This window comes from Paenibacillus sp. P13VS (genome assembly GCF_015143645.1).
GTDB lineage: Bacteria > Bacillota > Bacilli > Paenibacillales > Paenibacillaceae > Paenibacillus > Paenibacillus xylanilyticus_A.
The window spans coordinates 13,247-37,781 of record NZ_WYEV01000004.1 but is presented as its reverse complement, the minus strand read 5'-3'; the positions used below and the strand labels follow the sequence as shown (position 1 = coordinate 37,781).

At 42.2% G+C, this 24,535-nt stretch carries 27 protein-coding genes and 3 pseudogenes; 23 read left to right on the top strand and 7 right to left on the bottom strand.

Annotated features, from left to right (window positions below; genetic code table 11):
- Positions 1-115: 115 nt before the first annotated feature.
- Positions 116-343: pseudogene (locus GUA98_RS09970) on the bottom strand (ABC transporter ATP-binding protein); the annotation flags it as partial.
- Positions 344-680: 337 nt separating this feature from the next.
- Between GUA98_RS09970 and GUA98_RS09965 the strand changes: the two are divergent.
- From GUA98_RS09965 to GUA98_RS09915, 13 genes and pseudogenes are all read left to right on the top strand, one after another.
- Positions 681-1,136: a hypothetical protein gene (locus tag GUA98_RS09965; RefSeq protein WP_193722925.1), complete on the top strand. Its 456-nt coding sequence runs from the start codon at positions 681-683 to the stop codon at positions 1,134-1,136.
- A 238-nt stretch (positions 1,137-1,374) separates the two neighbouring features.
- Positions 1,375-1,833, top strand: coding sequence for a GNAT family N-acetyltransferase (locus tag GUA98_RS09960; protein WP_193722924.1), 459 nt, complete (start codon positions 1,375-1,377; stop codon positions 1,831-1,833).
- A 157-nt stretch (positions 1,834-1,990) separates the two neighbouring features.
- Positions 1,991-2,725 (top strand): hypothetical protein, encoded by a 735-nt coding sequence (locus tag GUA98_RS09955; protein ID WP_321573861.1) that lies wholly within the window; start codon positions 1,991-1,993, stop codon positions 2,723-2,725.
- A 223-nt stretch (positions 2,726-2,948) separates the two neighbouring features.
- Positions 2,949-3,392, top strand: coding sequence for a GNAT family N-acetyltransferase (locus GUA98_RS09950; RefSeq protein WP_193722923.1), 444 nt, complete (start codon positions 2,949-2,951; stop codon positions 3,390-3,392).
- Positions 3,393-3,476: 84 nt separating this feature from the next.
- Positions 3,477-3,638, top strand: a pseudogene (locus GUA98_RS29500) (VOC family protein); the annotation flags it as partial.
- Positions 3,639-3,856: 218 nt separating this feature from the next.
- A pseudogene (locus GUA98_RS09945) lies at positions 3,857-4,224 on the top strand (cytoplasmic protein).
- Positions 4,225-4,519: 295 nt separating this feature from the next.
- The gene (locus GUA98_RS09940; RefSeq protein ID WP_193722921.1) at positions 4,520-4,897 is read left to right on the top strand and encodes a hypothetical protein; all 378 of its coding nucleotides are present in this window, start codon (positions 4,520-4,522) and stop codon (positions 4,895-4,897) included.
- A 72-nt stretch (positions 4,898-4,969) separates the two neighbouring features.
- Positions 4,970-5,365: a hypothetical protein gene (locus GUA98_RS09935; protein ID WP_193722920.1), complete on the top strand. Its 396-nt coding sequence runs from the start codon at positions 4,970-4,972 to the stop codon at positions 5,363-5,365.
- Positions 5,366-5,591: 226 nt separating this feature from the next.
- Positions 5,592-6,239 carry a lysozyme inhibitor LprI family protein gene (locus GUA98_RS09930; protein ID WP_193722919.1) on the top strand — a complete coding sequence of 216 codons (648 nt, stop codon included), beginning with the start codon at positions 5,592-5,594 and terminating at the stop codon, positions 6,237-6,239.
- A 78-nt stretch (positions 6,240-6,317) separates the two neighbouring features.
- On the top strand, positions 6,318-6,839 hold the full coding sequence (locus GUA98_RS09925) for a phosphotransferase-like protein (protein ID WP_193722918.1): 522 nt from the start codon (positions 6,318-6,320) through the stop codon (positions 6,837-6,839).
- Between the two features lie 26 nt (positions 6,840-6,865).
- The gene (locus GUA98_RS29495) at positions 6,866-7,081 is read left to right on the top strand and encodes a metallophosphoesterase (protein WP_227779564.1); all 216 of its coding nucleotides are present in this window, start codon (positions 6,866-6,868) and stop codon (positions 7,079-7,081) included.
- 90 nt (positions 7,082-7,171) lie between these two features.
- Positions 7,172-7,585: a hypothetical protein gene (locus tag GUA98_RS29490; protein ID WP_227779563.1), complete on the top strand. Its 414-nt coding sequence runs from the start codon at positions 7,172-7,174 to the stop codon at positions 7,583-7,585.
- A gap of 112 nt (positions 7,586-7,697) precedes the next feature.
- Positions 7,698-8,147, top strand: coding sequence for a hypothetical protein (locus GUA98_RS09915; protein ID WP_193722917.1), 450 nt, complete (start codon positions 7,698-7,700; stop codon positions 8,145-8,147).
- Positions 8,148-8,299: 152 nt separating this feature from the next.
- Here GUA98_RS09915 and GUA98_RS09910 read toward each other — a convergent pair whose 3' ends face one another.
- Together GUA98_RS09910 and GUA98_RS09905 are read right to left on the bottom strand one after the other, a co-directional pair.
- Positions 8,300-9,055 (bottom strand): extracellular solute-binding protein, encoded by a 756-nt coding sequence (locus GUA98_RS09910; RefSeq protein WP_227779562.1) that lies wholly within the window; start codon positions 9,053-9,055, stop codon positions 8,300-8,302.
- Between the two features lies 1 nt (position 9,056).
- On the bottom strand, positions 9,057-9,605 hold the full coding sequence (locus tag GUA98_RS09905) for an RNA polymerase sigma factor (protein WP_193722916.1): 549 nt from the start codon (positions 9,603-9,605) through the stop codon (positions 9,057-9,059).
- Positions 9,606-9,916: 311 nt separating this feature from the next.
- Between GUA98_RS09905 and GUA98_RS09900 the strand changes: the two genes are divergently transcribed.
- Entirely contained in the window at positions 9,917-10,519 is a 603-nt protein-coding gene (locus GUA98_RS09900) for a hypothetical protein (RefSeq protein ID WP_153977515.1), read from the top strand.
- Positions 10,520-10,576: 57 nt separating this feature from the next.
- Entirely contained in the window at positions 10,577-11,791 is a 1,215-nt protein-coding gene (locus GUA98_RS09895) for a hypothetical protein (protein WP_193722915.1), read from the top strand.
- Between the two features lie 101 nt (positions 11,792-11,892).
- Here the strand turns inward: GUA98_RS09895 and GUA98_RS09890 are convergent, their stop codons facing one another.
- From GUA98_RS09890 to GUA98_RS09880, 3 genes are all read right to left on the bottom strand, one after another.
- Positions 11,893-13,572: an ABC transporter substrate-binding protein gene (locus GUA98_RS09890; protein WP_193722914.1), complete on the bottom strand. Its 1,680-nt coding sequence runs from the start codon at positions 13,570-13,572 to the stop codon at positions 11,893-11,895.
- 289 nt (positions 13,573-13,861) lie between these two features.
- Positions 13,862-15,469, bottom strand: a complete 1,608-nt coding sequence (locus tag GUA98_RS09885; RefSeq protein ID WP_153977518.1) for a response regulator transcription factor — start codon at positions 15,467-15,469, stop codon at positions 13,862-13,864.
- Between the two features lie 410 nt (positions 15,470-15,879).
- Positions 15,880-17,670 (bottom strand): sensor histidine kinase, encoded by a 1,791-nt coding sequence (locus tag GUA98_RS09880; protein WP_193722913.1) that lies wholly within the window; start codon positions 17,668-17,670, stop codon positions 15,880-15,882.
- Positions 17,671-17,856: 186 nt separating this feature from the next.
- On the opposite strand from GUA98_RS09880, the gene GUA98_RS09875 reads away from it, so the two are divergent.
- The 4 genes from GUA98_RS09875 (at position 17,857) to GUA98_RS09860 (ending at position 21,346) form a co-directional block, all read left to right on the top strand.
- Positions 17,857-18,807: an ABC transporter permease subunit gene (locus GUA98_RS09875; RefSeq protein ID WP_193723398.1), complete on the top strand. Its 951-nt coding sequence runs from the start codon at positions 17,857-17,859 to the stop codon at positions 18,805-18,807.
- 18 nt (positions 18,808-18,825) lie between these two features.
- The gene (locus tag GUA98_RS09870; RefSeq protein ID WP_095289392.1) at positions 18,826-19,698 is read left to right on the top strand and encodes a carbohydrate ABC transporter permease; all 873 of its coding nucleotides are present in this window, start codon (positions 18,826-18,828) and stop codon (positions 19,696-19,698) included.
- 163 nt (positions 19,699-19,861) lie between these two features.
- Positions 19,862-20,422, top strand: a complete 561-nt coding sequence (locus GUA98_RS09865; RefSeq protein ID WP_227779561.1) for a stalk domain-containing protein — start codon at positions 19,862-19,864, stop codon at positions 20,420-20,422.
- 282 nt (positions 20,423-20,704) lie between these two features.
- On the top strand, positions 20,705-21,346 hold the full coding sequence (locus tag GUA98_RS09860) for a FusB/FusC family EF-G-binding protein (protein ID WP_193722911.1): 642 nt from the start codon (positions 20,705-20,707) through the stop codon (positions 21,344-21,346).
- A 91-nt stretch (positions 21,347-21,437) separates the two neighbouring features.
- Here GUA98_RS09860 and GUA98_RS09855 read toward each other — a convergent pair whose 3' ends face one another.
- The gene (locus tag GUA98_RS09855) at positions 21,438-22,019 is read right to left on the bottom strand and encodes an NAD(P)H oxidoreductase (RefSeq protein ID WP_193722910.1); all 582 of its coding nucleotides are present in this window, start codon (positions 22,017-22,019) and stop codon (positions 21,438-21,440) included.
- A gap of 252 nt (positions 22,020-22,271) precedes the next feature.
- Here GUA98_RS09855 and GUA98_RS09850 point away from each other — a divergent pair, with 252 nt between their 5' ends.
- The 4 genes from GUA98_RS09850 to GUA98_RS09835 all read left to right on the top strand — a co-directional run bounded on the left by GUA98_RS09850 (position 22,272) and on the right by GUA98_RS09835 (position 24,504).
- Positions 22,272-22,661, top strand: a complete 390-nt coding sequence (locus GUA98_RS09850; protein ID WP_153977523.1) for a winged helix-turn-helix transcriptional regulator — start codon at positions 22,272-22,274, stop codon at positions 22,659-22,661.
- Between the two features lie 57 nt (positions 22,662-22,718).
- Positions 22,719-23,234, top strand: a complete 516-nt coding sequence (locus tag GUA98_RS09845) for a hypothetical protein (RefSeq protein WP_193722909.1) — start codon at positions 22,719-22,721, stop codon at positions 23,232-23,234.
- A 198-nt stretch (positions 23,235-23,432) separates the two neighbouring features.
- Positions 23,433-24,005: a hypothetical protein gene (locus GUA98_RS09840; protein WP_193722908.1), complete on the top strand. Its 573-nt coding sequence runs from the start codon at positions 23,433-23,435 to the stop codon at positions 24,003-24,005.
- 76 nt (positions 24,006-24,081) lie between these two features.
- Positions 24,082-24,504, top strand: a complete 423-nt coding sequence (locus tag GUA98_RS09835; protein WP_193722907.1) for an NUDIX hydrolase — start codon at positions 24,082-24,084, stop codon at positions 24,502-24,504.
- The last annotated feature ends 31 nt before the right edge of the window (positions 24,505-24,535 follow it).

Here is a 24,535-nt window from a genome sequence, read left to right as displayed (position 1 = left end):
GATTAGGCATAGCCCCATTATTAAAATTGTAAAATCAAAAGAAACCGTTCCTTGGTAAAGGGGTGTGCGAGCAACCATATACCAATAGAGATGGTTTCTTTGTACATTCAACATGCTATGAAAGCTGATCTTTATTTATTTTTCCATCAACAATTTCGATGATTAGGTTGCATCTTTTGGCGACTTCCAGATCATTCGTTACGATAATGACGGTTTTCCCTCCTTGATGGAGCTGCTGCAAGAGATTCATGATCTCTTCTCCGGTTTTTCGATCCAGATTTCCAGTAGACTCATCGGCCAGAATTAATTCAGGTTCTCCGACCAAAACTCTGGCGAATGTAAGTATTCATGCCCTGAGGAACTCCCTTCCACTTAATTGCAGGAAAATGGGACAGAACTACGGTATATTCAGGAATTACTTGGTCACATGAGAGCGCGAACAACTCAGCGGTTAGTAAGAAAAGTATTTAGCGTATTCAAAGCCCGTTGGATCGGATGGACATGGGGATTAAATGATTTTCTAAATTTCCCTTTTTCGCTAATTTTTTTTATGCAAATGCCATAACATGGGTTATCATATACGTAGTTCAGATACGTGAACGAATGTTTGGTATTTACGAAGTACATAAATTAGCTGTTAGCTGAAATTGGCGTAAAACTATCAAAGAAGGTGAATCAAAGTGAGTAATAAGAAAGATGAAAATAATGAAGAAATGATTGTACCTGAACATCATAGTGCTGTAAGGCATATTCTTAATGAAGCCAACGGGAAACCGAATGATATGTTTGTTGAAAGTTTTCTACAAGCCAAAAATACAAATGGTACATATGTGATTATGGAAGGTGATTGGGGTGGACAGGTTTATCTTTCTTGTCCAATGGACATAGTCAAATGCAATGAAGACACATTAAAAAACTTACTTATTGATTTAGATACCATTGCTTGGGACTGTAATGAAGGTGAAGGTAAAGGACTATATTATGAAGTTCGCCAACCTGAAGAAGGAATTTGCGGAGGTATGGGCGGCGGAGAAATAACAGAGAAATTGTGGATTCATGAAGAATTTAGTGACTTAAATTTATATGAAGAGATAGAAATAGTGTTATCTGGCGCTAAAGAAAAATTAAAAGAATAATTTGAGAATAATATTCAAAGACGCACCAAAATCTGATAACAACAGATTCACACTGCGGGGCTTAGGCCCCTTGGTCCACTAGAGGAATTTCGAAGAAGTGGGTTCAGGTGGGCAACCCTGCGAGGCTAAGTCTTCGGCCTGGCGCTAACGCTCCTTAAGCCTCTATGGTTCGTGAATACAACAACGTTATATGAAACGGCTAAAGAAGTGAATAATAATAAAATCAGGAGATAATTTAATGCCATATTTAGAAATTAATGAAGATCTAAAGAACCGTGTTGTTAAATTCAGTGGAGATATTATGGTTTCAAGAGGTCAAGTGCACCAAATAAAGAATCTAGACGGATATGTATATACAGAAGATGATCACATAATAAGTTGTGTTCTATATCTCATTAATGGACACGACTGTGAGATTATATCGATAGAGAGTAGACAAGAAGGACAGGGAGTTGGAAGTAAATTAATTCAATTCGTTATAGACAAAGCAAGGAAGAATAATTGCAATAGGGTATGGTTAATTACTTCGAATGATAATATAAATGCAATTCGTTTCTATCAGAAACGTGGATTTGATATGATTCGTATTCATAGAAATGCTATTACTGAAGCAAGAAGACAAAAGCCTTCAATTCCAATGAATGGATATGAAGGAATTCCAATAAAACATGAAGTAGAATTTGAATACATATTATAAAGGGTTATTTAGAAGTGGCCACTTCATATAACATCATATCCACGTATCGCAGCCTGGCGGCTAGCAATCGGCTGGGAAGCAGAATCAGCGGACACATCCGCACCGACTAAGCGCATCGCGCCTGGATGCATTCGCAGCCTTAAATCGGTGAGATGTCGTGGATAAAGGAACGTTATGGCAATTACTTGCTAACATTTTAGGAGAGGGGAATTCAAAGCAAATGATTTCGTTACTAATTTCGATTTTGTTATATCCATCTCCGAAGATTGTATTTTCCGATGATGAGATTGCCAAATATGAAGAATTAGCTTTAACAATTAATGATGGGAGTTTGATTAATTATCAATTACCATTTCAAAAGTTCCGATTTTTATCGTATTTATCTTTGAAAGGCCAATATGTGTTTCATGGCTCCAACAAACTTGATATTGAATGCTTTGAACCTCGTGAACAAACCTTATATAACGGCGGAATAACGAAAGCAGTTTTTGCATCTTCAGATCCGATCTGGTCAATGTTTTATGCAATATTTAATCGGACCAGATTAGTCGGAAGCTTTAGGAACGGCTGTATTATTGGCCGAAGAAAGAAATATCATTTTTATTCAATAAATGAATCAACAATGAAGAATAAGCCTTGGACAGAAGGAATGGTATACCTTCTTCCTAAAGATATGTTTACAACATCAGGTCAAGGGAAAGTTCAATTTGATGAATGGATCTGTCGCGAACCAATTTTTCCATTAGGAAAGATGAAAGTTTCATTGGATGATTTTTATTATCGGAATAGGATTGCAACACATAAAGATAAAGAATCATTGCTAAAGACATGGATATTTTATAAGGCTAGGACATTGATAGCGGACTCGAAGAGGGCAGGTAACAGCAAATAACATAATATTCATGCTTCGAGCCATTCGGCCCTCGGTCCGGCAGAAGATAGATGAGGAATCGGAGAAGTAATTGGCAGCAGCAGAGAAGCGAAATCAGTCGGAAACATCCGCACCACCTAACCGCATTCCGGCCGCCCTTCGAGCTTAAGGGGGGGCCTCGTGAATACGGGAACGTTATACACAGACCAAAGCAATTATTTTATAGAAGACGAGGTATTGAAACATGGAAAACTTGAGAATAATACCTGCGCAATTATGCGATGTGCACATTTTAAGCCAAATGAATAAAGAGCTTATTGAAGATGAAAAAAGCGATAACCAAATGACAATAAATGAGTTGAACGACAGGATGAAAGATTTTCTGGATAATGATTGGAAGGCGACTTTACTTGTCTTGGGTGATCATGTTGTAGGGTATGCCTTATATCAGGAAAGAGAGGACGTAAGCAATAAAAAGAAAAAAACCTTCCATATAAGACAGTATTATATCAGTAGGAAATATCGAAGAAGAGGATTAGGGAAACAAGGAATTGATTTATTAAGAAATGAATTATTTCAGGATTCAACTATATCTATAGATGTTTTAGAAAGTAATCCGACTGGAAGAAGTTTTTGGGAAGAACTCGGATTTAAAACATATTATACAAACATGAAATTTAAATCATAAGAATCTGAAAGTAGTTCTAGAGGTCCGTCGTAAAAAGTGTACCTAAGCTGCGGGTCGTCCAGCCCGTAGATACAAAACGTTATTTTTGTCAGACCTAATCAGGGAAACGCTTCAGTTTACTTCGATGATCCAGATGGAAATAGTTTAGAATTAATGTGTTTTGTAAGTGTCCCTGAAAACTTAAAAAATATATCAAATAAATTATCAATAGAAGAATGGGAAGAGCTTTTGAAAGAGATGAATTAAAGAACTTATTAATTGTGATATTTCTAATGAAGTGCGGCGTCAGATAACATAATATTCATGCTGCGGCTCCGATGGAGCCTTGGTCTGCAAGTAGGAATATAGAGGAGCATTTCAGCAGACAATCCCTTCGGGGTTCATGAATACAGGGAATGTTATCTGAAACATCCGAAGTGCGTGAGACGAAGAGTACTTAATATTACTTAGTGGAGATGATCACTGTGTTTTATCGAAGAAAGCATTATATCGTCAATAATGAATTCGTTGACATCTTTAACAGACACTTCATTGAAACCAATTTACCTAATCAGTTGAAGAATGGAGCTCGTCTAGTAGGTAGATGGATGGTCCACATTCAGAGAAAACAACTGAGATTATTGCAATCTGGGAATATGATAGTATTGAAAAATATGAAGAGATTGAAACGAATATCAGAAGCGACAAAGAACATTATAAGAAGATCACTCAGTGGTATGAACTCCACGGGGGAAGAGATCATATAGCTAAGGAATATATCTATGAAGTAAAAAACGAAGAACTAATTTCTACACTATCAGATGGGAAAGGACCGTTCAGAACAATAGTTTAGAATAACGAAGATTAAATCAAATAATATTTAAAGATAGAGACGCTTGGTGAATTTTTTGAGAATTCGGATGCATCCGATAACAAACGTCCCTTGGACTGCCAGAGGAATTTGAGGAAGTAATATCCCACAGACAACTCCTGAGAGGATAAGTCTTCGACCCTGTCGCTGATTGTCCTTTAAGCATGTCGGGTTCGTAAACGCAGAGACGTTAGGCGCAATCCCTAAAGCCAAGATGAATAAACCAAAGAACAATAAAAAGAAGAACCATTATATAACTTAATTGAAGGTGATACTTATGAAGGATTGGGACTACAGTAAGCCTTGGTTTCATGGTTCTCCAATATTATTAGATGAACTACTAGTCGGAAGCACAATAACTCAGGATCGAGAGTTAGCAAGAATCTTTTCACACAAACCATCTATTGTTGCTTTTGACGAGAATGGCGCAAGATTTCATAATGGTAAGTTATGTGGATATATTTACATAATCGATGAAGAAATTATAAGTGAGGATGTATACCCACATCCCGCAACTACAATGAAACCTGGTGAAGAATGGCTCATAAAAAGAGGATTAAAGGTACGGAAGATAGATGAGACGAGAATAAAAGCAGAAGAACAACTTTCAGGTGAAGAGGAGATAGAACTATTGGAAAAGCTAAAAAACAGATAGCTAATAGCTTTAAAATCAATAAAAGAGGAACTCCATATCGAAATTTAAAAACAAATCAAGGAGGTGAAGTATGTGTTCAGAGATTCTCAACATGCATGGAACCCTGCGCCTGAGGAAATTAGACTGTGGGCGTATAGTAATGAGTTAATACCAGAACAAGATTGGGAATTAGCCGTAAATAGTTTTGAAAACATTCCAATGATTTGTACATTCGTAGATGATAAAGAATGCAAACATACCTCTTTTTTTCTTAGTAGTCTTTATGTGTTTACCGGTGACATTGTAAGAGCGGAAGAAATCGAAGAACTCAATAAATTGTCTCAATTAATAAAGAAAATAGAAGTGACAGCAAAGTCAGAAGAGTTAAAATCGTGGATTACTCGATCTAAGAACCTAATGCAAAATCCAGCAAACTATGAATATAAATTTTGGGGAATTGGCTCCCAGTATGTATATAATAATGAATAACTAGATAAGAAAAAGTATTTTAAAGAAGGCGATGACATCATACAACAACGTACTCACGCATAAAGGCTATTGCCTTTGGTTGACAGATGTTAAATCATTGAAGAGGTTAGACATAAATGCCCCAACCTAGGATAACAGCTATCTAAGGCTGGGGCGTTTCGTAAATAAAGGAACGTTATGCACCATTACCTGAAAATATTAAAGATAATACTTAAGGAGATAAATTATGAAAGCTAAACTACTCTTCTTATTTTTGATGGCGATAATGTGTTCATCTTGTCAAGAGAGTAGTCAACCGACTACTTTGAACAGCGAAACTAATTCAATAAAGAATTCTGAACCTGATGTAATGAGTACAGGTGATGGAACAGAATCAAAAGAAATAACGGAAGGTCGATCAAATCTTGCTAACAATAATATATTACCCATGAGCATTGGGAACCTTGATTCGAAAGGAGAATTTTATGATGAAATGCTTCATAACCCTATAGATCATGATTATGAAGTGGAATTTAATGAATTTCAAAATTCTAAAGAGATTATTACAACATTGGAATGGGGGGCATTCGAAAGCAAATATACAGAGATTTGGGATAAAGAGTTGAATCAAATATATAAAACGCTTCTTTCTAAATTGGATAAAGAACCAAGAGAGGCACTAATTGAAACGCAGAAAGAATGGTTGCAGTATCACTTAAGGGAATCAAAATTTGTAGAGGAGACATTTATTTATAATGGTTATCTTGGATCAAGAGGGCCAGTAAGCTTAACCACGGTTATACGGGAGAGAATTAGGGAAAGAACAATGCAATTATTTGAATATCGATATTTGCTAGATGGTGAAGTTGAGTTTGTTTACCAAAATAAAGAATAGAGTTGGAATCGTGCTCAAAAGGAGAAATTTGGCCCCGAATCTTATAAAAAATAACTGATGCAAAGGAAGATGAGAAATATGGATAAAGGGAGAATTATATTTTTGAATGGTGTAACAAGTTCAGGTAAAACCTCGATAGTAGAAGCTATGCAAACTTACTCTGAACCGTTTTTTTATGTTGTGGCCAATGATCTTTTTGAAAATACGATTGGTGATAAGCACCTACAGGATAATTACTGGAAGCATCTAAGTGAAGCCATAATGATGATGTATCACACAGCAACATTATTTTCGGATCGTGGAAAGAATATCTTAATCGATGGGATACTTGTTGAAAGACCTGAGTTAAAGCCACATTACGATAAGGTCATAGAAATTTTTAATGGGTATCCTTTGGATATCGTTGAAGTGTATTGTCCTTTGGATATCTGTCGTAAGAGAAATGTAGAACGTGGTGACAGAAGGGAAGATCAATCTGATGAGCAAAACAAAATAATGTCGCAAAACATTCGCTACAGCTGCTCAGTCGATACAAGTTTAAATACACCAGAAGAATGTGCGGAAATTATTATTACATCCTTATTTCAAAACGATAAATAATCATAAAATTACAGTTAGGAGCCTCTATGAAGCGAACAATTATGATTAGCGATATACATGGATGCATTGATCAATTGAATCAAATGCTGCATCTGATCCAATTTAATTCGATAGATGATCAGTTGATTTTGCTGGGGGATTATGTAGATAGAGGGCCAAACATCAAAGCAGTAGTTGATAAAGTCATCGAATTAGTAACTGAGCATCATGCCATTGCTTTACGGGGTAATCATGACCAATGATTGGTTGATTTAATAAATAATGACAGCGAATTGGTTAGATCTAAATTTATTGAACATGGGGGAATACCAACCCTTCAAAGTTATTGTGATATGAATATCATAGATAGCGAAGTGTCTAATGAGATATTTAATCAATTGAAGGCTACAATGATGACTTCTTATGGTCACCACATCGATTTTTTAAGTAAATTGCCTTTATATCACGAAGACGATCATCACATTTATGTTCATGCGGGGTTGAATCCGAGTGTTATGGACTGGAAGAACCAGTCAGAGCATGATTTTATGTATATTAAAGATGAATTCATTCGACATACTTTTGAGAATCTAAACAAAAAAGTTATCTTTGGACATACACGAACGATGGATATCCATGGCACATCCGATATTTGGTTTAGTGATGATAAGATCGGAATTGATGGCGGGTGTGCATATGGAATGCAGCTGAATTGTTTAATTTTCCAAGAAGGATTGTATATAACGGAGCAGGTAAAGAACTGCTGAAAGTTAATCTGGATTGCAGGGGACATATACTAAAATCATATCCATTGTCGCATAAGTCGCTTGAGCGTCGTCAGTACAAGAACGTTGTATGAAATCTTGGAGAAGGTGTGAAATGAATAAATGGATCGTATTCTTAATTTGTTTCCTTCTATTTGCAACAGGATGCAGTACTACATACAGAATCAACACCGATACAACGAAAGAATTAACAAAAAACTTGAAAAAACTTTTTCCGACAATCGAAAGAGTGCAATTTACATTTACTCGTCCAAACCTTTCTTGCAGAATAGATATGAGCGAGGAACCGAGTAAAGAGGAACTGGAATCCATTCTTATGGAAATGGACGAATTTTCAACTGTAAATAACATCAACGAAATTGCCCGAAGTGTCAAATGGGGGTTGGAAATATCCAATATCTATCTAGATATCAACACGGATCAAAATAAAAAGACAATTGAACATGCATATTATGCTAGGTATTTCAAGACATCCGACGCCAGTGACCACTCAGATACAAACATTGAGGGGTACGAGACGTGGTATGAGTTGACCGAACAATAGAATTGGGCATTTATCTTTCTTAAAACCACTTAGAGGTTCGTAAACAATGGGTGGTTATACTAATCTTGAACGAAAAACAAGCCGAAGCGGCAGAAATACACGCTTCGGCTTGTTTTGGTTTGTTTACTTTTCAACTCAAATCTAACCCAATCTTACTTCGTACTTACCGACTTAAACCAATCATTCACTTCTTGCGTGATCTGATCTCCGCCGTTGGATTTCCAGTTGGCGACGAATTGGTCAAAGGCATCAATTGGCAAATTGCCGTAGATGATTTTGTTGAAGGTTTCCATCTCAGACTGACGGAGCAGGTTCCATTTGGATACCATGGTTGGTGTTGCAGCGCCAGTGAAATAGTTTTGTTTACGGACGTCGATCTGGGACATAACGACTTTACCTGCATACCAGTTTTCCGGTTTACGGAATTCGGCCATTTGTTTCTCGTAAGGTGTTTCGGGCTTCTCGCCGTTGGCCAGCTTCACGAGTGTTTTCATGTACAGATCCGGGATACGTGCTGGGCCGGTCAGGAAAGGGAATTCGTTGGAGAAGTCTTTGATCTTCTCTTTGTCACTGGTCGGTTGTCCGTCAATGATATCCCAGTCGTAACCTTTGGCGAAGCCGTATTCATACTTACTGCCAGCAGCCGGGTTAGCCAGGTTATCGAGCAAGTAATTGTAGTACAGGAAGATGGCTTCTGGATGCTTGGCATCCTTGTTGATCATGATACTTGCGTTGACACCAGAGTTCTGCCACTTCGTACCGATCTTGCCGTCAGGACCTGCTGGAACGGGATAGGCTTTGATTTTCGTGCCAGGTACGTTCTTGATCAGATCGGATGCAGGCAAGTCTAGAACCCAGTTGAAGCCTGGCAGGATGCCCGCGTGCCCGGCATAGGTCGACGTTATCAAATCAGTTTTTTTGGAGATTGTGAAGTAATTTTTTTCGGGCTCTAGCTAATCTTTGTGTAAATACAGACTCTGTTAAATGAAGTTCTTGACAGATATCACGATACGTTTTTCCCTCCACATAAAATAATAGAAGAGCTACTTGATAGTCTAATTTCAACTCGCCAATTGCCCTGTAAAGTTCTTCATTAGTCTCTGTTCTCTCTACTTCTCGTTCCACAGTAAGTGCATCACTGAGAGTTTCAGTATTGTAACTGCAGGGGTGTGCCAAAAAGCGGCGTTCTCTATTCAATTTTCTTAAGTAATCTAAAGTAGTATTATAGGTCAATCGTTTAATCCAGGCTGGGATATTTGCATCTGATCTAATATATGGACCCTTTGTGATTGCTTTAATGAAAGCATCCTGAATAATATCTTCTGTTAAAGAATGATCAAGTATCATGGAATAAACGCTCGGATATACGAACTTGTAAAAAGAGCTATACACCTTTTCCTGAATTGTTGAATCAACACTGTCTAGTGGGTCTCTAAAAAAATCAAACCATTGAACCATACGTGTCCTCCATAAATTTTATGTAATTAACACGAAACAGAACAATCTCTTAATTGTTAATTATACATCTTATATGGAATAATAAGTTATTTAATTTCGTTGATTCATATCACTAATAATTCAATTGACTTTTAAATTTTACATATTCATACTTTTTTCGTTAGATAATGCAGATTGTAACGTTATATATGTATGCACCTTTACACCATGAATTTAATTCTGCGAAGGCTTGGGAGGAGCTGATAAGGAAAGGAGGGCGTTAATTATGTGTTAAGCTTAAAGAAACAAAGGCAGAAGTGAGGTATGGATATATGATGAAAAAAAGATCTAAATACTTAATCTTGCTTTTTATGTTTATTGTGATTGTATCTATTCTGTTTTTTTTGAATTTTAACAAAAAGGAAGCCAATGAGCCAGTTGTGAATGGAAATATTATTCAAGTTAAAAACTTTGATCTGGATGCTAAATCAACAAATTTAAAGACAATGACAGAAGGGTCGATATTCGTTGAGGGTGAAAAGGAGCATATTGATCATATCAAAATAGTAGCACATGTAGAGATTGACCCCGTTGACTGGGGTGGTGTTGCATTTTATATCCCTGATCAATGGAGTGTCTCCAGCATCACCAGTAGTTATCCTGAACATCAACCAAAGTTAAAGCCCGCTGAGTATGTATCAACCTGGATGAATTCTTCTGATGACTCTTCTTGGCGCACGATGATCGAAATTGGGAGAGAACGGAATTTTACAGCAAATGGCGGAGGAACTGGAACGATTGTGATCGATTTAAGTCCGGATCAAAAGGGTATGTCCCCCTCTGAGTCATTAAAAATTGGTATTGAGGTTGGGTCAGAAGAGAAAAATGGAAAAAGAGTTATGGGTACAGATTCTGTTGAAGTTCCTGTATTTTAAAGTACTTAATTGTGATTCTTTTGTTTTGAGAAACGAATACAAAGGGAGTTGACCTAAATGAATTCATTATTAAGAAAGCCTTTTAAAAAAGCAGTAAGCGCACTGCTAATTACAAGTATTTTTTCGACAATATTGTTTGGAAACTATGCTTTTGCAGCGGATCAACCTGTCAATCATACAGAGGCAAGTAATTCTCTGACTTGGAAGGAAGCTGGAAATAATCATTATGATATCTACAGCGCTTATTCGATTGGGTTTATGGGTGCGGAATGGTCAAGTGCTCGCCGAGCGTGGGGATTCAACTATAGATTGGTTGGAACAGGAGCAAGCAGATACAACGATAAAGCGACGAGTAGAATAAGAATAGCAGCATTTGAAATAGAAGGAACCTCGAATACAAGCAAATTAGCTTTATGGTCTAGCGCAGACAGTAAGTATATTGGCTCTGCGCCAGAATCTTCAGGTTCAAAACCAGGCTATAGCTCTCTTGCAGGCGCTGTTATTGGTTTTGCAATTACAGCTATTAACAATTTAAGTGCTGGATATGCATGGTCAGTTGTTGGATTAATTGATGCAATGCGTAGTACAGTGGATGACGTTATTTCGACAGATAATCGTTTATGGAGGAAGTGGGATTGGTCATCGGATATTTCAGATACCGGTCAGTACTTCTGGTTCATCGCTGATGTGGAGCCTAACCAGACCGCCCAAATATCAACTGAATATATGATTTTTGGTCCGGGTTATGAACTCTTATCTGCGGGTGTAAGATACCGGAATCTTGAAGCTGGTAGTGCAGGAAGGAGTTTAGCAGCTAAAACGAATGAGGAATGGAACCCGGGAATGATGTCGGCTACGGAAAAAGAAGAGTATGGAATTGAAGAAATTCCAAGAGAGCAGTTTGATAAAAGAGCAAAGGAACTGAATATCTCTTCCAGAAGTATTGAGGAATTTACGAATTCAGATGAAGACGTTTTTTATTACGCACATGATTTTAAGGAATATGAAGTAAGCCAACCTGAGCTTGCGGCCACTTCGTCGTCTAAAACTGATTTAATTCAAGAAATAAATCAAAGCTTGGAAAGAAGTTCAAAAATTGTAGAAGCCTTCTCAACTAACGAAGTTCTCCAGGAAGAGGATCAGGCTATTATTGAGAAACATACGATCAAAATAATGAAATTGAAAGAACTCTTAAACAAGGTGCAATCCTTAAATGAAGAGGATTCAGGAGCTATAAATGCTCAAAGGAAAGCTTTCCAAAACGAAGCTTAGAATAAAGCTGGGTTAACTAGATATAGAAAAACAAGCCGAAGCGTGTATCTTACCGCTTCGGCTTGTTTTGTTTACTCTTTATTTTTCAAAAAATCCAAATCTTACTTCGCACTCACCGACTTAAACCAATCATTCACTTCTTGCGTGATCTGATCTCCGCCATTGGATTTCCAGTTGGCGACGAATTGATCAAAGGCATCGATCGGCAGTTTGCCGTAGATGATTTTGTTGAAGGTTTCCATCTCGGACTGGCGAAGCAGGTTCCATTTGGAGACCATGGTTGGTGTGGCTGCGCCGGTGAAGTAGTTTTGTTTACGAATGTCGAGCTGCGACATCACGACTTTGGCAGCGGCCCAGTTTTCGGGTTTGCGGAACTCGGCCATTTGTTTCTCGTATGGGGTTTCTGGTTTCTCGCCGTCAGCCAGCTTCACGAGGGTTTTCATATACAGATCTGGAATACGAGCCGGACCCGTCAGGAACGGGAACTCGTTGGAGAAGTCTTTGATCTTCTCTTTGTCACTGGTCGGTTGACCGTCTACGATATCCCAGTCGTAACCTTTGGCAAAGCCGTACTCATATGGACTGCCCGCTGCCGGGTTGGCCAGGTTATCGAGCAGGTAGTTGTAGTATAGGAAAATGGCTTCCGGATGCTTGGCATCCTTGTTGATCATGATACTGGCGTTGACGCCAGAGTTCTGCCACTTCGTGCCGATCTTGCCGTCTGGTCCAGCCGGAATAGGGTAGGCTTTGTATTTCGCGCCAGGTACATTCTTGAGCAGGTCCGGTGCTGGCCAGTCGGGTACCCAGTTTGCGCCAGGCAGGATGCCTGCCGTACCAGCAGTCCAGCTTTCAGCAGACTTGCCTTCGTCCCACAGCGCGGAGTCGGTATGGATATACCCTTTGTTCATCCATTCATTCAGCTTCGCAAGGGCTTGTTTGGCACCGGGATTAATGGAGCCGTACTCCAGATTGCCGTTCGCGTCCTTGTTCCATTGTTCCTGGATCGTGCCGTAAGCGCCGAATAACCAGTCGAGCGAGCCCATCCAGGTGTTGGTGTTATTTTTCAGCGAGATCGCCAGTGGAAATACTTTATCCGGAGACAGGCCGTCCGGGTTCTCGTTTTTGAATTTGTCCATGATGTTCTCAAGATCTGCGATGGTCTTAGGTGCTTTCAGGTTCAGCTTCTCCATCCAGTCTTCTCTGAGCCAGAGCAGGGTATCGTCGTTATCGGTGTACTCCAGGATCGGCATGTTGTATCTCTTGCCATCCTTGGTGAACGGGTACCACAGCTCGGGATGCGCTGCAGCGTGATCCTTCAGGATTTGGTTGGCGTACTTGTCGAACAGTTCATCGATGGCGATGAATTGACCGGAGTCGATCAGCTGATTGGTGAGTACCGCGTTCGTTGGAACGGATACGAAATCAGGCAATTTCTCGCCTGAAGCGATAGCCAGCTGCAGCTTCTGTCTGTATTGATCGTCATTAGCCGGATACCATGAATCCTTATGCTTCATGCCCAGCGTTTCGAGCATCCAGCGATCGTGAACGTTGTTCTCTTTGGTGTCACCTTGCACATATTTCTTCGGCATACGAACCGAACTGAACTCAATGGGTGGGTCGTATTTTCCTTTGGCAAAAGCAGCTTCAGCTTCGGCTGAGCCGACCGTCGCCGTTGTATCGTCTGTACCATTCTCGCTGGCTGAATCGCCACTGCCGCACGCAGTGATGGTGATGAGTGCGATGACCATGAGCAAGGACCACCATGTTTTGAATTTGATCATTGTTCAATCCCCCTACGGTGTATGATCTTTACAAGTGTAACTGTACCAAGTCGGGCGGGAGGGCATCTATATGAGTTTGTTAGTTTCGATAGGACTCTATTAGTGAAAGTTCAAAAAGATCGGTTTTCAGTACCGAGAAGATGGGATAAAGCTAGAAATGGAGTAGCGGAGCGTAGGAAGCTACGTGAGCAACGGACATTTCGGCTGAATTCCATATTCGATGCAGATGATGCCGTTAGGCATGATTCGTAATCAAAAGCGGACTTTTTGAACAACCTCTATATGCTGTTTAATGCTGGTCTCGATATTCCTGCGGGGTGACGCCGAACTGGCGCTTGAACACTTTGATAAAATACGCCGGGTCCATATAGCCAATCTCCATGCTGATTTCATATACTTTTTTGGTGGTCGTGACCAGCTTGTGGCAGGCCCGATCCATGCGCAGGCGCGAGATATATTCACTGATGCCTTCGCCCGTTTCGATCTTGTAAATCTTGGACAAATGGGTCGGATGCAGATTGACATGATCGGCGAGCACACGCAAAGAGACATCCAGATGCAGATTTTTATCCGTAAACTCTTGAACCTTCTTCACATACTCGGACCGGATATCCTTGATTTCGTTGGATGTACCTTCCTTCAGCTTGGCGAGGACGCCGAGCGACCATTTGCGCAGTTTGCCGATGGTGGAGAAGGCCTCCCCGCTCTGAAGATATTCAATATCACTGCCCATGAGGCTCGTCAGGGTCAGCTTGTTCCGGTGGGCGAGGTTGGTGAATGAAGCGGTAATGAGAAAACCAGCCTCCATGCAATGCTCCCACGATTCGGACCATTTCTCATCCAGCTCTGCGCAGACGGCGAGTATTTTCTCTTCGGCGGCATCCCATTGTCCGCTTTCCAGCAGATGGATGAAGGTGGGCGGAGTGTACAGCACGTCCAGCGGACCTTGAGCTGAAGGTGTCTCCACATCGCTGACGCGCATGACAAATTCGCGCTCGTCTCCGACGATCTGCCGGAAATATGCGGAGGCCTGACGGAAGCGATCGTAGAGCTGATCCGGAAAGATGAACCACTCGGTCATGACAATGGAGAGGGAGCCTTTGAGAAACTGTTTTACTTTGGATTGAAGCTGAATGGACAGTTTCTCCAGAATGGTCTCTTTTCCAATATCGTCATTTCGTTCCTTCAGCTGCAGCAAAAACACCACATATCCGTGCTCCTCCTTCACACCCCACACGTGCATAAACTCGCCCATAATTTCCTCGGCCATGTTGATGATGGCATATTCGATCAGGGTCTGATCATGACTGTCATAGTGTCCGAATTCTTCATCCAACCGAACGAGCATGAGTGCGGCGTCCCCGGCGTGAAAGGGCAGATCATAATTGGTGAGTTTCCGCTCCCATTCGCCGGATGAAAACCGGTGCCCCTGCAATGCCTCCAAAAGCAGTCGTCCGCGCAAGTGTGGCAAATTCTCCCGTAAAGTAAACTGAGTTCGACTAAGTGAACTGACGAGTTCCCATTCATGATTTAATTGATCGATGGCCTTCTGCACGGCGCCCATTAATTCATCGTCTGTCGGCGGTTTGAGCAGGTAGTCCACGGCCTCGTACTGGATGGCTTTTTTGGCGTAATCGAATTCGGAATAACCCGATAACAGAATGCATTTTATTTTTTTGTCCCGGATCCGGATGCGTTCGATCAGTTCTATGCCTGTCATTTCCGGCATCTGAATGTCCGAGATCACGATATCGATGGGGTGGGTGTCGATCAGTTGTAAGGCTTCATGCGCGGAGTACGCTCTATGAACCTGCTCGATCCCCAATGTGTGCCAGGGCTTGGTCATGGACAGGTTATCCACCCAGTGTGCTTCGTCGTCTACGATGATCATCTGCATATTCTTTCGTCTCCCTTGGTGGTGTAAATATAAGGCCTAGAATGAAAAAATGGATACTTCTTGTGAACGAAGTCGCTGCGGATTCGAAGGGTTCTTTCGATCGCTGTTCAAGCCCCATTTCCGGATTAGATGATGGTAAGGTTGAAATGGGGCTTGAAAGGCGAACACTTCGTTTCTACAGAATCCCTTCAATCCTTCGCTTTGGTTCACATAACGGCTAACCCTTTATTTTAAACCAGGCTTTATATAAAGATGGAATTGTATTAAAAGTGCAGCGTAGCTTCCTTCCAATGAGGCTTTTCTGTAGAAAACTTTTTGCTTCGCTTCTTCAGTTTTTTTCTGTCCTCTACGTTCACGTGTAGATATTTCGTTTCAAATAAAATGACTCAACTTAAATTAATGTCGGTATCTCACTCAGAATCTGTATCCTCCTTCGGCATCTCCCAGACGATCTCGGTGCGGAATCCGCCAAGTGGGGATGGGCCGAATTGAAGGTGGGACTGGCTGCCGAACAGATGCATAATTCGTTGGTTCGTATTCCAGAGGCCGCAGCCCATTTCTTCCTGTAGTGGCTCCTGCATTTTCAGGTTCAGCGCATCGTACTGTTCCGGGCTTAAGCCGGGGCCGTCGTCGTCGATATAGATCTTGCCGAAACCATCCACGCTCTCGCCGGTAATGCGAATCTCCCCGGATGAATAGGACTTCGCCACGCCGTGTATGACGGAGTTCTCGACCATCGGCTGAAGCATTAAGCGCGGTACAGACTGGGCGAGCATGTCCTCAGGGATATCGATATGATACTCAATTCGTCCATTGCGCAGCTTCTGAATATCCAGATAGTTGATGAGCAGCTTGATCTCGTCCCGAAGCGAGGACGTCTCCCGTTCCATGCGGGTGGTGTACCGATAATATGCACTCAGATTATGCGCCATGGACACGACAGCCTGCTCGTCCTTCATCTGGGCCATGTTGATGATGTAGCCAAGACAGTTATATAGAAAATGGGGGTTAATCTGCGCCTGCAGCTGCTTCAGCGTTGCTTCTTTGGCTCTGATTTTCTCCTGGAATACATTCTCGATCAGGTCTTGAATCTGGTGAGACATATCATTGAATCGATGAAACAGGAAGGAGAACTCATTCTGATCCTTGCTATGCAGCCGTACGGAATAGTCACCGCGCTGCACGCGGCGAAGGCCCTGGATCAGCTTTTTGATCGGAGATTGAATGTTTCTGTACAGCAGAATCGAAGCAGATATGCCCACGACAAACAGCAGCGTCATAAAGAGATAGAACAAATTTCGGCTGAGCGAGATCGGCTGCAAAATCTGATACAGCGGGACCACGTCGACCAAATGCCAATCCAGATAGGAAGATTTGACTGCGCTAACCAGATACTTTTTCCCATTCAGTTGCACAACGTCCTGTGTAGTATCCTCCAGGGAGTGTGTATCCAGATATTGAATAAGTTCCTCCGATAACTGGTTGTCTGCACTGCGATTCAGAATGGGGTCATTGCCCTTATGATAAAGGAAGGGATCTCCCTGCCCACCTGCCTTGTACGTATCGAGCATGTTCTGAATGTTCTCGTAACTGAAGCTGGCTTCAATGACAAGATTGCTGCCGGTCAACATGCCCGGTTGGGCCAAGGAATCGGTGTAAAACCAGTAAAAGGACTGCATGCCCTCCTGCGATTCTGCCCCTTGATCCCCGTATGTCCATTGTCCGCTCATATTGCGTTTCAAGTAATCCTCATCATACCCGGATGAACGATTGTAGTTGGCGATAACATCCTGATTCTGTTGCGAGTATACGGCATATCGGGTGTTCCATATATCCGTGACGCCAGATTGGAGCACCATCTTCTCCTGAATGGCATAGCGGGTCTGCATCTGATCATACCGATCAGCCCATATGTTCAGACCGTTAAATGCGCGGACATTGGGATCTCTTGAAAGGATCAGACTGAAATCCATCATCTGATTAATGCGGGAATCGATCTGACTGGCCAGAAACGTGAGCTGTTTCGTATTCGAAATCTGCAGTTCTTTGCTGACCACGTTATAGGTGACGTTGTTCGAGTAGGTGTACATGATAATAATCGGGATGAACAGCAACACGATCAAGCAGTTGATTTTGGCAAAGAGGCTGAAGCGGGAACGGGTCCTTTTTTCGAATAATATAAAGCGCTTCCATATATGCATAAAAAGTCTCCTTCGTATTCGTGTTCGTAGAGGCTGGTATTCACCAGATTCCTAACAAAACCCTATCCGGCCTAACAATGTTATATAGTCAGAGCTCAGAATGGCCTGATACTATTTATAGCAGAGAACCCCATTAACACACAAAACTTTTTTTGGGAACAGGAGAAGGGCACTATGGAGGCTAAAATGGAGGGTCAACGGGTCCCACAGGCGAATGTGGGGAACAAGCTAGAACAGAAGAGAAAGAAACGCTACAAACAGCCGTGGGTACTGCACTTCATGGTGCTGCCGGCGGCCATTATGGTTTTTATTTTTTCGTATATTCCGATGTCGGGTATATTGATGGCATTTCAGGATTACAAGCCTGCACTTGGGTTCGCGGGTTCGGAATGGGTGGGACTGAAGCACTTCAGGTATATGTGGGAAAATGATTATTTCCTGCAGATTACGTGGAACACGTTGTTCTTTGCCTGCTCCAAAATCATCATGAATCTGATCATACCTTTTGTCTTCGCGCTATTGCTCAATGAGGTACGGAAGATGGCGCTCAAAAGAACCATTCAGACACTCGTGTATCTGCCACACTTCTTGTCCTGGGTAACGCTGTCCGGTATCCTGATCGACATTCTGGCACAGACGGGCATTCTCAATCAGTTCCTTGTCTCGGTGTTCGGCATCAAGCCGATTTTCTTCCTGGGAGATGGCAACTGGTTCCGATTTACGATCATTGCGAGTGATGTCTGGAAAGAGTTTGGTTTCAACACGATTATCTTCCTTGCGGCATTGTCCGGCATTAACCCGTCACTGTACGAAGCAGCTGAAGTGGATGGGGCGGGACGCTGGAAGCAGACGATCTATATCACCATCCCGGCGCTGGTTCCTATCGGAATCGTAATCGCCACCCTGGCACTGGGGAATGTGCTTAACGCCAACTTCGACCAAATCTTCAACTTATATAGTCCATTAATCTACCAGCAAGCGGATATTATCGATACGTTTGTATATCGTGAAGGTCTGCTGAGTGGGCAGTTCAGTTTCGCTACCGCGGTGAATCTGTTCAAATCGGTCATCAGTCTGATCCTCATCGTGATCTCCTACCGACTGGCGTACCGATTCGCCGGATACCGAATTTTCTAGAAAGGATGATGACGAGCCATGTATCATAAAACGCTACCTTATCGCATATTCAGCATCTTCAATAATGTGTTCCTGACCATCCTTTCGCTGCTCTGCCTGCTGCCTCTGTATCACTTACTGATGGTATCGCTTAGCGCGTCCGCACCTGCGAATGCCGGTCTGGTGACGTTCTGGCCGATTGGTTTTACGCTCGAAGCATATGCGAAGACGTTCGATAACGCCAATTTCCTGTCCTCCCTGTGGGTGTCCGTGGAGCGGACGGTGCTGGGAACCGGGCTTGCACTCATCGTGAATACGATTGCTGCCTATGCGCTCTCCAAGGAGACACGTGTGTTCCGCGCACGCAACCTTTATCTGTGGTATTTTGTTGTCACGATGCTTTTCAGCGGGGGCCTCATTCCGGGGTATATCCTGATTCTGAAGCTCGGGCTGATGAACACATTATGGGCACTCATTCTGCCAGGACTCGTCGCCGTGTTCAATATTATCCTGCTGCTGAATTTCTTCCGCACGGTGCCGAAGGATCTGGAGGAGGCGGCTTTTATCGATGGTGCAGGGCACTTTCAGTCGTTTATCAAAATCTATCTGCCCGTCTCCGTGCCCGTGATCGCCACCGTGTCTCTGTTCATGATGGTTGGTCATTGGAACGCATATTTTGACGGCATCATCTATATCCGCGATTCAGAAAAGCTGCCACTCGCGACGTTTATGCAGACGATTATCGTGCAGGCCGACATGACGAAGCTTGATCCGGAAGCAATTGCGAACCTGTCGCAGCGAACGATTCGGGCGTCCCAGATTTTTATTAGCGCGCTGCCAATCCTGCTCGTATATCCGTTCCTGCAACGGTACTTTGTAACGGGGATTGTGGTGGGGGCTGTGAAGGAGTAGCCGCGTGGAGCGGATGGAATAGGGTTGTGAAAAGGAGTTGCTGAACTGGCCTGAAGCCAGGGAGGTGGCTCTTTTTTACTGTGAAAAAGATTTAATTACCTTAATTTAAATTAAATGGTATTATATGTGGGGTTCTGAGCGTTAGCATTTTGACCATGAGGGGATGAGTAAGAAAGTGAAGAAGATGCTGGTTGTTACTCTTGCTTGTGTATTATTAAGCGGATCCATGGCTTTTACAGCTACAAGTGCACCAAAAAAGATCGATATTATACTTAATGAAAAAGAAATAAAGACTCAAGCGGGTACTGAAGCTCACCAAAAATCAATCGAAGTAAAGATTGACGAACAGGCATTCCAGTTAGTAGAAGGAACTGATTATATCATCGCTGCAGGTCATATACTGGTTTCGCCAGTCTATATCATTAGTGTGCTGGATTTCACTGTGCCTGGTAAAGGGATCTGGTGGGATAACAAAGCTAAAAGTGTAACTTTTGCATATGTAGACATAGATGATTACCCCAAGCCAAGGTTAACCTTCAAGGTGGGAGAAAGTCATTTTACCGAGTTTGACAAGCAAATTGAATTAAAGAGTAAAATCGTAATGGTGAAGGGGAGAGTTTATTTACCGTTAAGAGCCGTTAGTGAAGCATATGGCAAAGAGATCCGTTGGGAATCCAGTAACGGTCAGAGTGGGATCCGAATAACTACGAAAAATCAGCAGTGAGCGATACAAATTGCGAAGAATCGGCGCAAACTCCGTTGCCCATACAGTCCCAGTCCTGTTATAATTCCGGTATATCTACTGCATTGGGGGTTATACCGTGGCAATATTGGCAGCGCCGGATTGCTCGTTCGCTAGAAAGGCCTTACGCAAAGCCTGTTAGGGGCGGACTTTGTGTAGGGCGCGACGAGAAGAACATCGATCGCCCTGAGTGAAGCATAACGTATCATCCCGCAGGCTTTGCACCTTATTTGTTATACTAATAAAAATAAGGGGCTGAAAGCCATGCAAACACCATTTATTCAAAATCATCAATTCAATGTGATTACAAAACAAGCCAATTTCCTGCTCAAAGCGCTGCGTACAGTCGCGGATCGCAAAGTCCTGGAAACCGTCCGTTATACGGCCGTAACGAATTCTCTTGAAGTCTTCGATGAGCTGACTGCCGAACAGAAGCAGCTGTTGGAGCAGTTATCTACCTACGAGGCTGCGCATGAGCTGCAGGATTATCTGGACCGGTTGGAAGGATTCCTGATTCCATTCCCGCAAGTGTCGGCGAAGCAGATTCAGAAGCTGTTTCCGAAGGCGAAGAAGCTCAAGCTGCCTGATCTGGAAACGGTCGATTACGCACGTACGACCTATCTGAGATGGACGGATATTGCCACCAATCGCCTGTTCATTGTGTACCCGTACGAAGAGAATTTTCTCGGCATCGAGGGACGGATTACAGCTACGAACAAAAAAGGGTACTGCATGTTCTGTAATCGGCATCAGGAGCTCGGATTCTTCAACGTGAAGACGAAGGGCCATTCGCCGGATAACTTGGCTTCCATTGGCCAGTACGTATGCATGGATAGCACGGCTTGCAACCATAGCATCACTGACGTCACCATGCTGGAGAAGTTTCTTCTTTCGACAGTAAAATAATTCTTGGAACAGACAGGGTCGCTCTTCGGAGCGACCTTTTTGAGTTGATTATTCCTGTGCGTCTTATTTCAATTACCCGACTTGCGTGTGGTTAGCTTATGTCCTTGTCATATTTCAGTCCCAATTGATACGCCTGGTTAAGCAGGTTCTCATAGTGCTCAGGCTTGGCATCCAACGTCTCGTACAGAAATTCAACGCTGGAGTTAGAGACGCCGCAGTAATCTGCAATCCCCACGTTGAGCAGGTTTGTGATTGATTCATCGTAATTTCGCTTCTTCATCTGTTCTTCGGTCACGCCTGCAAGCGCGATCCACGTGATCTTCTGATGCTGAAGCTTGTTCGAACCGTAGGCAAATCCGTTGTTCATGACACGATCCACATACCCTTTCAGCATGGCTGGCAGATGCCACCACCAGAGAGGAAACACAAAAGCCACAGCATCATGCTTCTTCAATCGCTCCATCTCCGTTCTAACCTCAGGGGAAAACATTTGATTCGGTTGGGTGTAATCAGGTTCATCCATGCCTCGGAGAATAGGATCGAAGCCAATCGCATGTAAATCCAATATCTCAACATCATGACCAGCCTCAGTAAGACCTTGAAGAAAACGTTCGGCGGCCTGAAATGTAAGGGAATCTTTTCTTGGATGAGAAACAACAACTAAAACGTTCATGATTATATTTCACTACCTTTCTACAGCGCTTGTTTGGTAGCCACACTTCATGGCTGATGCTATTATAAACAGGGATGATATATTCTGGAAGAACGTACTTTGAAGTTCTATAGGAAGATTAGAGTGCTATAGGAACTTGAAAGTACCCTAAATAGACCCTGAAATTGTGCCTTATTGTGGGCTGAAATAATACACGTAAAAGAAGGAACTGGCTATGTTTTTATCTTGGATGTAGTCTTTGGATATAGTTTGATGAAGGAGAGATATACGTTGACAGAAGACCATAAAACTGGCGCTCCCAAAAAGTATAAAGTAGGTGTGGAGGCGGCCTTGGAAGTAATGGGCGGAAAATGGAAGCCTCTGATTATTTACCATCTGATGACAGGGAGGAAACGTTCATCAGAGCTTAGGAAGCTGATACCTGAAATTACGCAAAAGATGCTGACGACGCAGCTAAGAGGCTTGGAAAAAGACGAAATTGTGCAACGAAAAGTCTATTCGGAGGTTCCCCCTAGAGTGGAATATGAGTTAACAGACTACGGTTGGGGATTAAAACCGGCTCTGGACCATTTGTGTTACTGGGGGGAAGAGCATCTGGACAAGGTGTACGGGGATAAGTCCAAAGTGTTGGAGGATTTTTGAATCTCCGGTGTATTGAAGAGTTAAATACGAGCTGGGGACAGGAAGGAGAATGAAGTTATGAAAACAATAGAAGAATTCCTAACAAGCGATTGGTACAAAAAGGTTACGGATGAACTTGTTCAGCTTAAACCAGATATCAAGTTTGTTGAACATGCCAATTATGAAGCAGAGTTCTTAATGGATTCCTTTAGAGAACGGATGTATACTCTGCACGGCTTCGGCATCTCGTCTCCAACAGAGGAAGAATGCGTTAAGTGGATCATGGAGCAATTGGCCCGGGACAAGGAAAATATTATGTCTTATGTTGTTGCTCGTCTAACATTCAGTGAGCAGCTGGAAGGTGACCCGGATGGGGAATTTCGGGAAGGCGAGGAGCTTGATGAGGGGGATAAATCTGAAGTAGTCGAGATTTTGGGTTTTACAAGATCAGTCATCGCTGACACCGTTATTGAATATGATCTGGTCAAAAATCATCCCAAACTGTTAACCGGATATTTCAAACGTACGCGAATTCCAGGCGCAGCTAAATTCTCATCCCAAATTAAAAAAGTATACGCTTCAATCAAGAATTAAACCTAAACCGAGCAGCTGCACACATATTTGAGCGAAAAGTTACATTCGTTGTGCAGTTCCTGAAATTTGTAAGCGTAGTCATTACAATTTATGGTTTCTCTTTTTTACTACCAATGATTTGTTATGTTACGGACAACCTCGTGCACAACGAATAGTCAATGAACTACCAGGTATCATGATATTAGAGGAGGTCACCGGATGAACAATACATGGACCATTTGCTTCTCAGGAGATTATGATTTGAATTTTCTTATGTTTGTGGCAAGTGCACATGGACTGTTGACAGATGAATTCGGAGAAGATACGTGGCCTGGGAGTCATTTTTCTAATGGTGGACGAAGTAATGAAAAGTTCAAAGGGCAGTGGAATGAGTTATGGAAACAATGTATCTATAAAAAAGGACTAATTAAAAGTGGAATCGAGCGAAGTTTGATTTTGGATCCCCCTGAATTTTCAATGATTACAGACAAGAACGTGAGGGCTGTTCTAATCAATATGTGGCCATCTTTTATTAAATGGTGGAACATGCCTGCAGGCGGCCAAGCGGCGATGAACTACTGGGAAGGTGCGCCGAATCTTTTGTCTTATGTACAGGAATTTGAAAGTCAGATTGGAAGAAAAATCAAACCTTTTAAGTTAGATATTGATCTAGTGTACACAGGTTTAAGAGAACCCATTGAAGTGAATGAACAATATATGATTATGCCAGTTAAAATTGATTATTTATTAAACAGGGATTGGTGGATGAAGAGATTTGAAGAGCGTTATTAAGTGTTTTTGAAGAAGCAGAAGCCGTCATACTAGACCAGGTACTGCGATTGAATAAATCTCGGAAGGAGATAGCTCAATGAGACGAGTTGACGTAGCCTATGCATTAATCCTGGATGATACCTCACCCAAAATTCTAATGGTCAAGAACAAAGGCAATGCCAGTTGGTCGCTGCCTGGTGGCGCTGTGGAAAAGGAGGAAACGTTGGATCAAGCAGCCATCAGAGAAGCCAAAGAAGAAACTGGTCTTGATGTAAAAGTCCAAGGAATCATTGCCATCAATGAATGTATATTTGAGAAAAAGCAGGAGCATGCCATCTTCTTCACGTTTAGAGCTGAGGTTATTGGAGGAAGCTTAGAGCTTGTAAGGCCTCATGAAATATCTGAAGTTGCCTGGATGGATGTGGACAAGGCTGGTGAGCTAATGCCGTATTTTAAGGATGGCATACGGAGTCTAGTCGAAGGAAATGAGATTCCTTATTATGACCAAGGGAGAAAGTAATGCAGTTAAACTCTTCTAGAAACGGAGTGAT

Bases quoted from the DNA above. Each gene is read 5' to 3' on its own strand.
- GUA98_RS09960 (WP_193722924.1), top strand. From the start codon at position 1,375: ATGCCATATTTAGAAATTAATGAAGATCTAAAGAACCGTGTTGTTAAA.
- GUA98_RS09950 (WP_193722923.1), top strand. From the start codon at position 2,949: ATGGAAAACTTGAGAATAATACCTGCGCAATTATGCGATGTGCACATT.
- GUA98_RS09940 (WP_193722921.1), top strand. From the start codon at position 4,520: ATGAAGGATTGGGACTACAGTAAGCCTTGGTTTCATGGTTCTCCAATA.
- GUA98_RS09930 (WP_193722919.1), top strand. From the start codon at position 5,592: ATGAAAGCTAAACTACTCTTCTTATTTTTGATGGCGATAATGTGTTCA.
- GUA98_RS09925 (WP_193722918.1), top strand. From the start codon at position 6,318: ATGGATAAAGGGAGAATTATATTTTTGAATGGTGTAACAAGTTCAGGT.
- GUA98_RS29495 (WP_227779564.1), top strand. From the start codon at position 6,866: ATGAAGCGAACAATTATGATTAGCGATATACATGGATGCATTGATCAA.
- GUA98_RS29490 (WP_227779563.1), top strand. From the start codon at position 7,172: ATGAATATCATAGATAGCGAAGTGTCTAATGAGATATTTAATCAATTG.
- GUA98_RS09915 (WP_193722917.1), top strand. From the start codon at position 7,698: ATGAATAAATGGATCGTATTCTTAATTTGTTTCCTTCTATTTGCAACA.
- GUA98_RS09905 (WP_193722916.1), bottom strand. From the start codon at position 9,605: ATGGTTCAATGGTTTGATTTTTTTAGAGACCCACTAGACAGTGTTGAT.
- GUA98_RS09900 (WP_153977515.1), top strand. From the start codon at position 9,917: ATGATGAAAAAAAGATCTAAATACTTAATCTTGCTTTTTATGTTTATT.
- GUA98_RS09895 (WP_193722915.1), top strand. From the start codon at position 10,577: ATGAATTCATTATTAAGAAAGCCTTTTAAAAAAGCAGTAAGCGCACTG.
- GUA98_RS09890 (WP_193722914.1), bottom strand. From the start codon at position 13,572: ATGATCAAATTCAAAACATGGTGGTCCTTGCTCATGGTCATCGCACTC.
- GUA98_RS09885 (WP_153977518.1), bottom strand. From the start codon at position 15,469: ATGCAGATGATCATCGTAGACGACGAAGCACACTGGGTGGATAACCTG.
- GUA98_RS09880 (WP_193722913.1), bottom strand. From the start codon at position 17,670: ATGCATATATGGAAGCGCTTTATATTATTCGAAAAAAGGACCCGTTCC.
- GUA98_RS09875 (WP_193723398.1), top strand. From the start codon at position 17,857: ATGGAGGGTCAACGGGTCCCACAGGCGAATGTGGGGAACAAGCTAGAA.
- GUA98_RS09870 (WP_095289392.1), top strand. From the start codon at position 18,826: ATGTATCATAAAACGCTACCTTATCGCATATTCAGCATCTTCAATAAT.
- GUA98_RS09865 (WP_227779561.1), top strand. From the start codon at position 19,862: ATGAGTAAGAAAGTGAAGAAGATGCTGGTTGTTACTCTTGCTTGTGTA.
- GUA98_RS09860 (WP_193722911.1), top strand. From the start codon at position 20,705: ATGCAAACACCATTTATTCAAAATCATCAATTCAATGTGATTACAAAA.
- GUA98_RS09855 (WP_193722910.1), bottom strand. From the start codon at position 22,019: ATGAACGTTTTAGTTGTTGTTTCTCATCCAAGAAAAGATTCCCTTACA.
- GUA98_RS09850 (WP_153977523.1), top strand. From the start codon at position 22,272: ATGAAGGAGAGATATACGTTGACAGAAGACCATAAAACTGGCGCTCCC.
- GUA98_RS09845 (WP_193722909.1), top strand. From the start codon at position 22,719: ATGAAAACAATAGAAGAATTCCTAACAAGCGATTGGTACAAAAAGGTT.
- GUA98_RS09840 (WP_193722908.1), top strand. From the start codon at position 23,433: ATGAACAATACATGGACCATTTGCTTCTCAGGAGATTATGATTTGAAT.
- GUA98_RS09835 (WP_193722907.1), top strand. From the start codon at position 24,082: ATGAGACGAGTTGACGTAGCCTATGCATTAATCCTGGATGATACCTCA.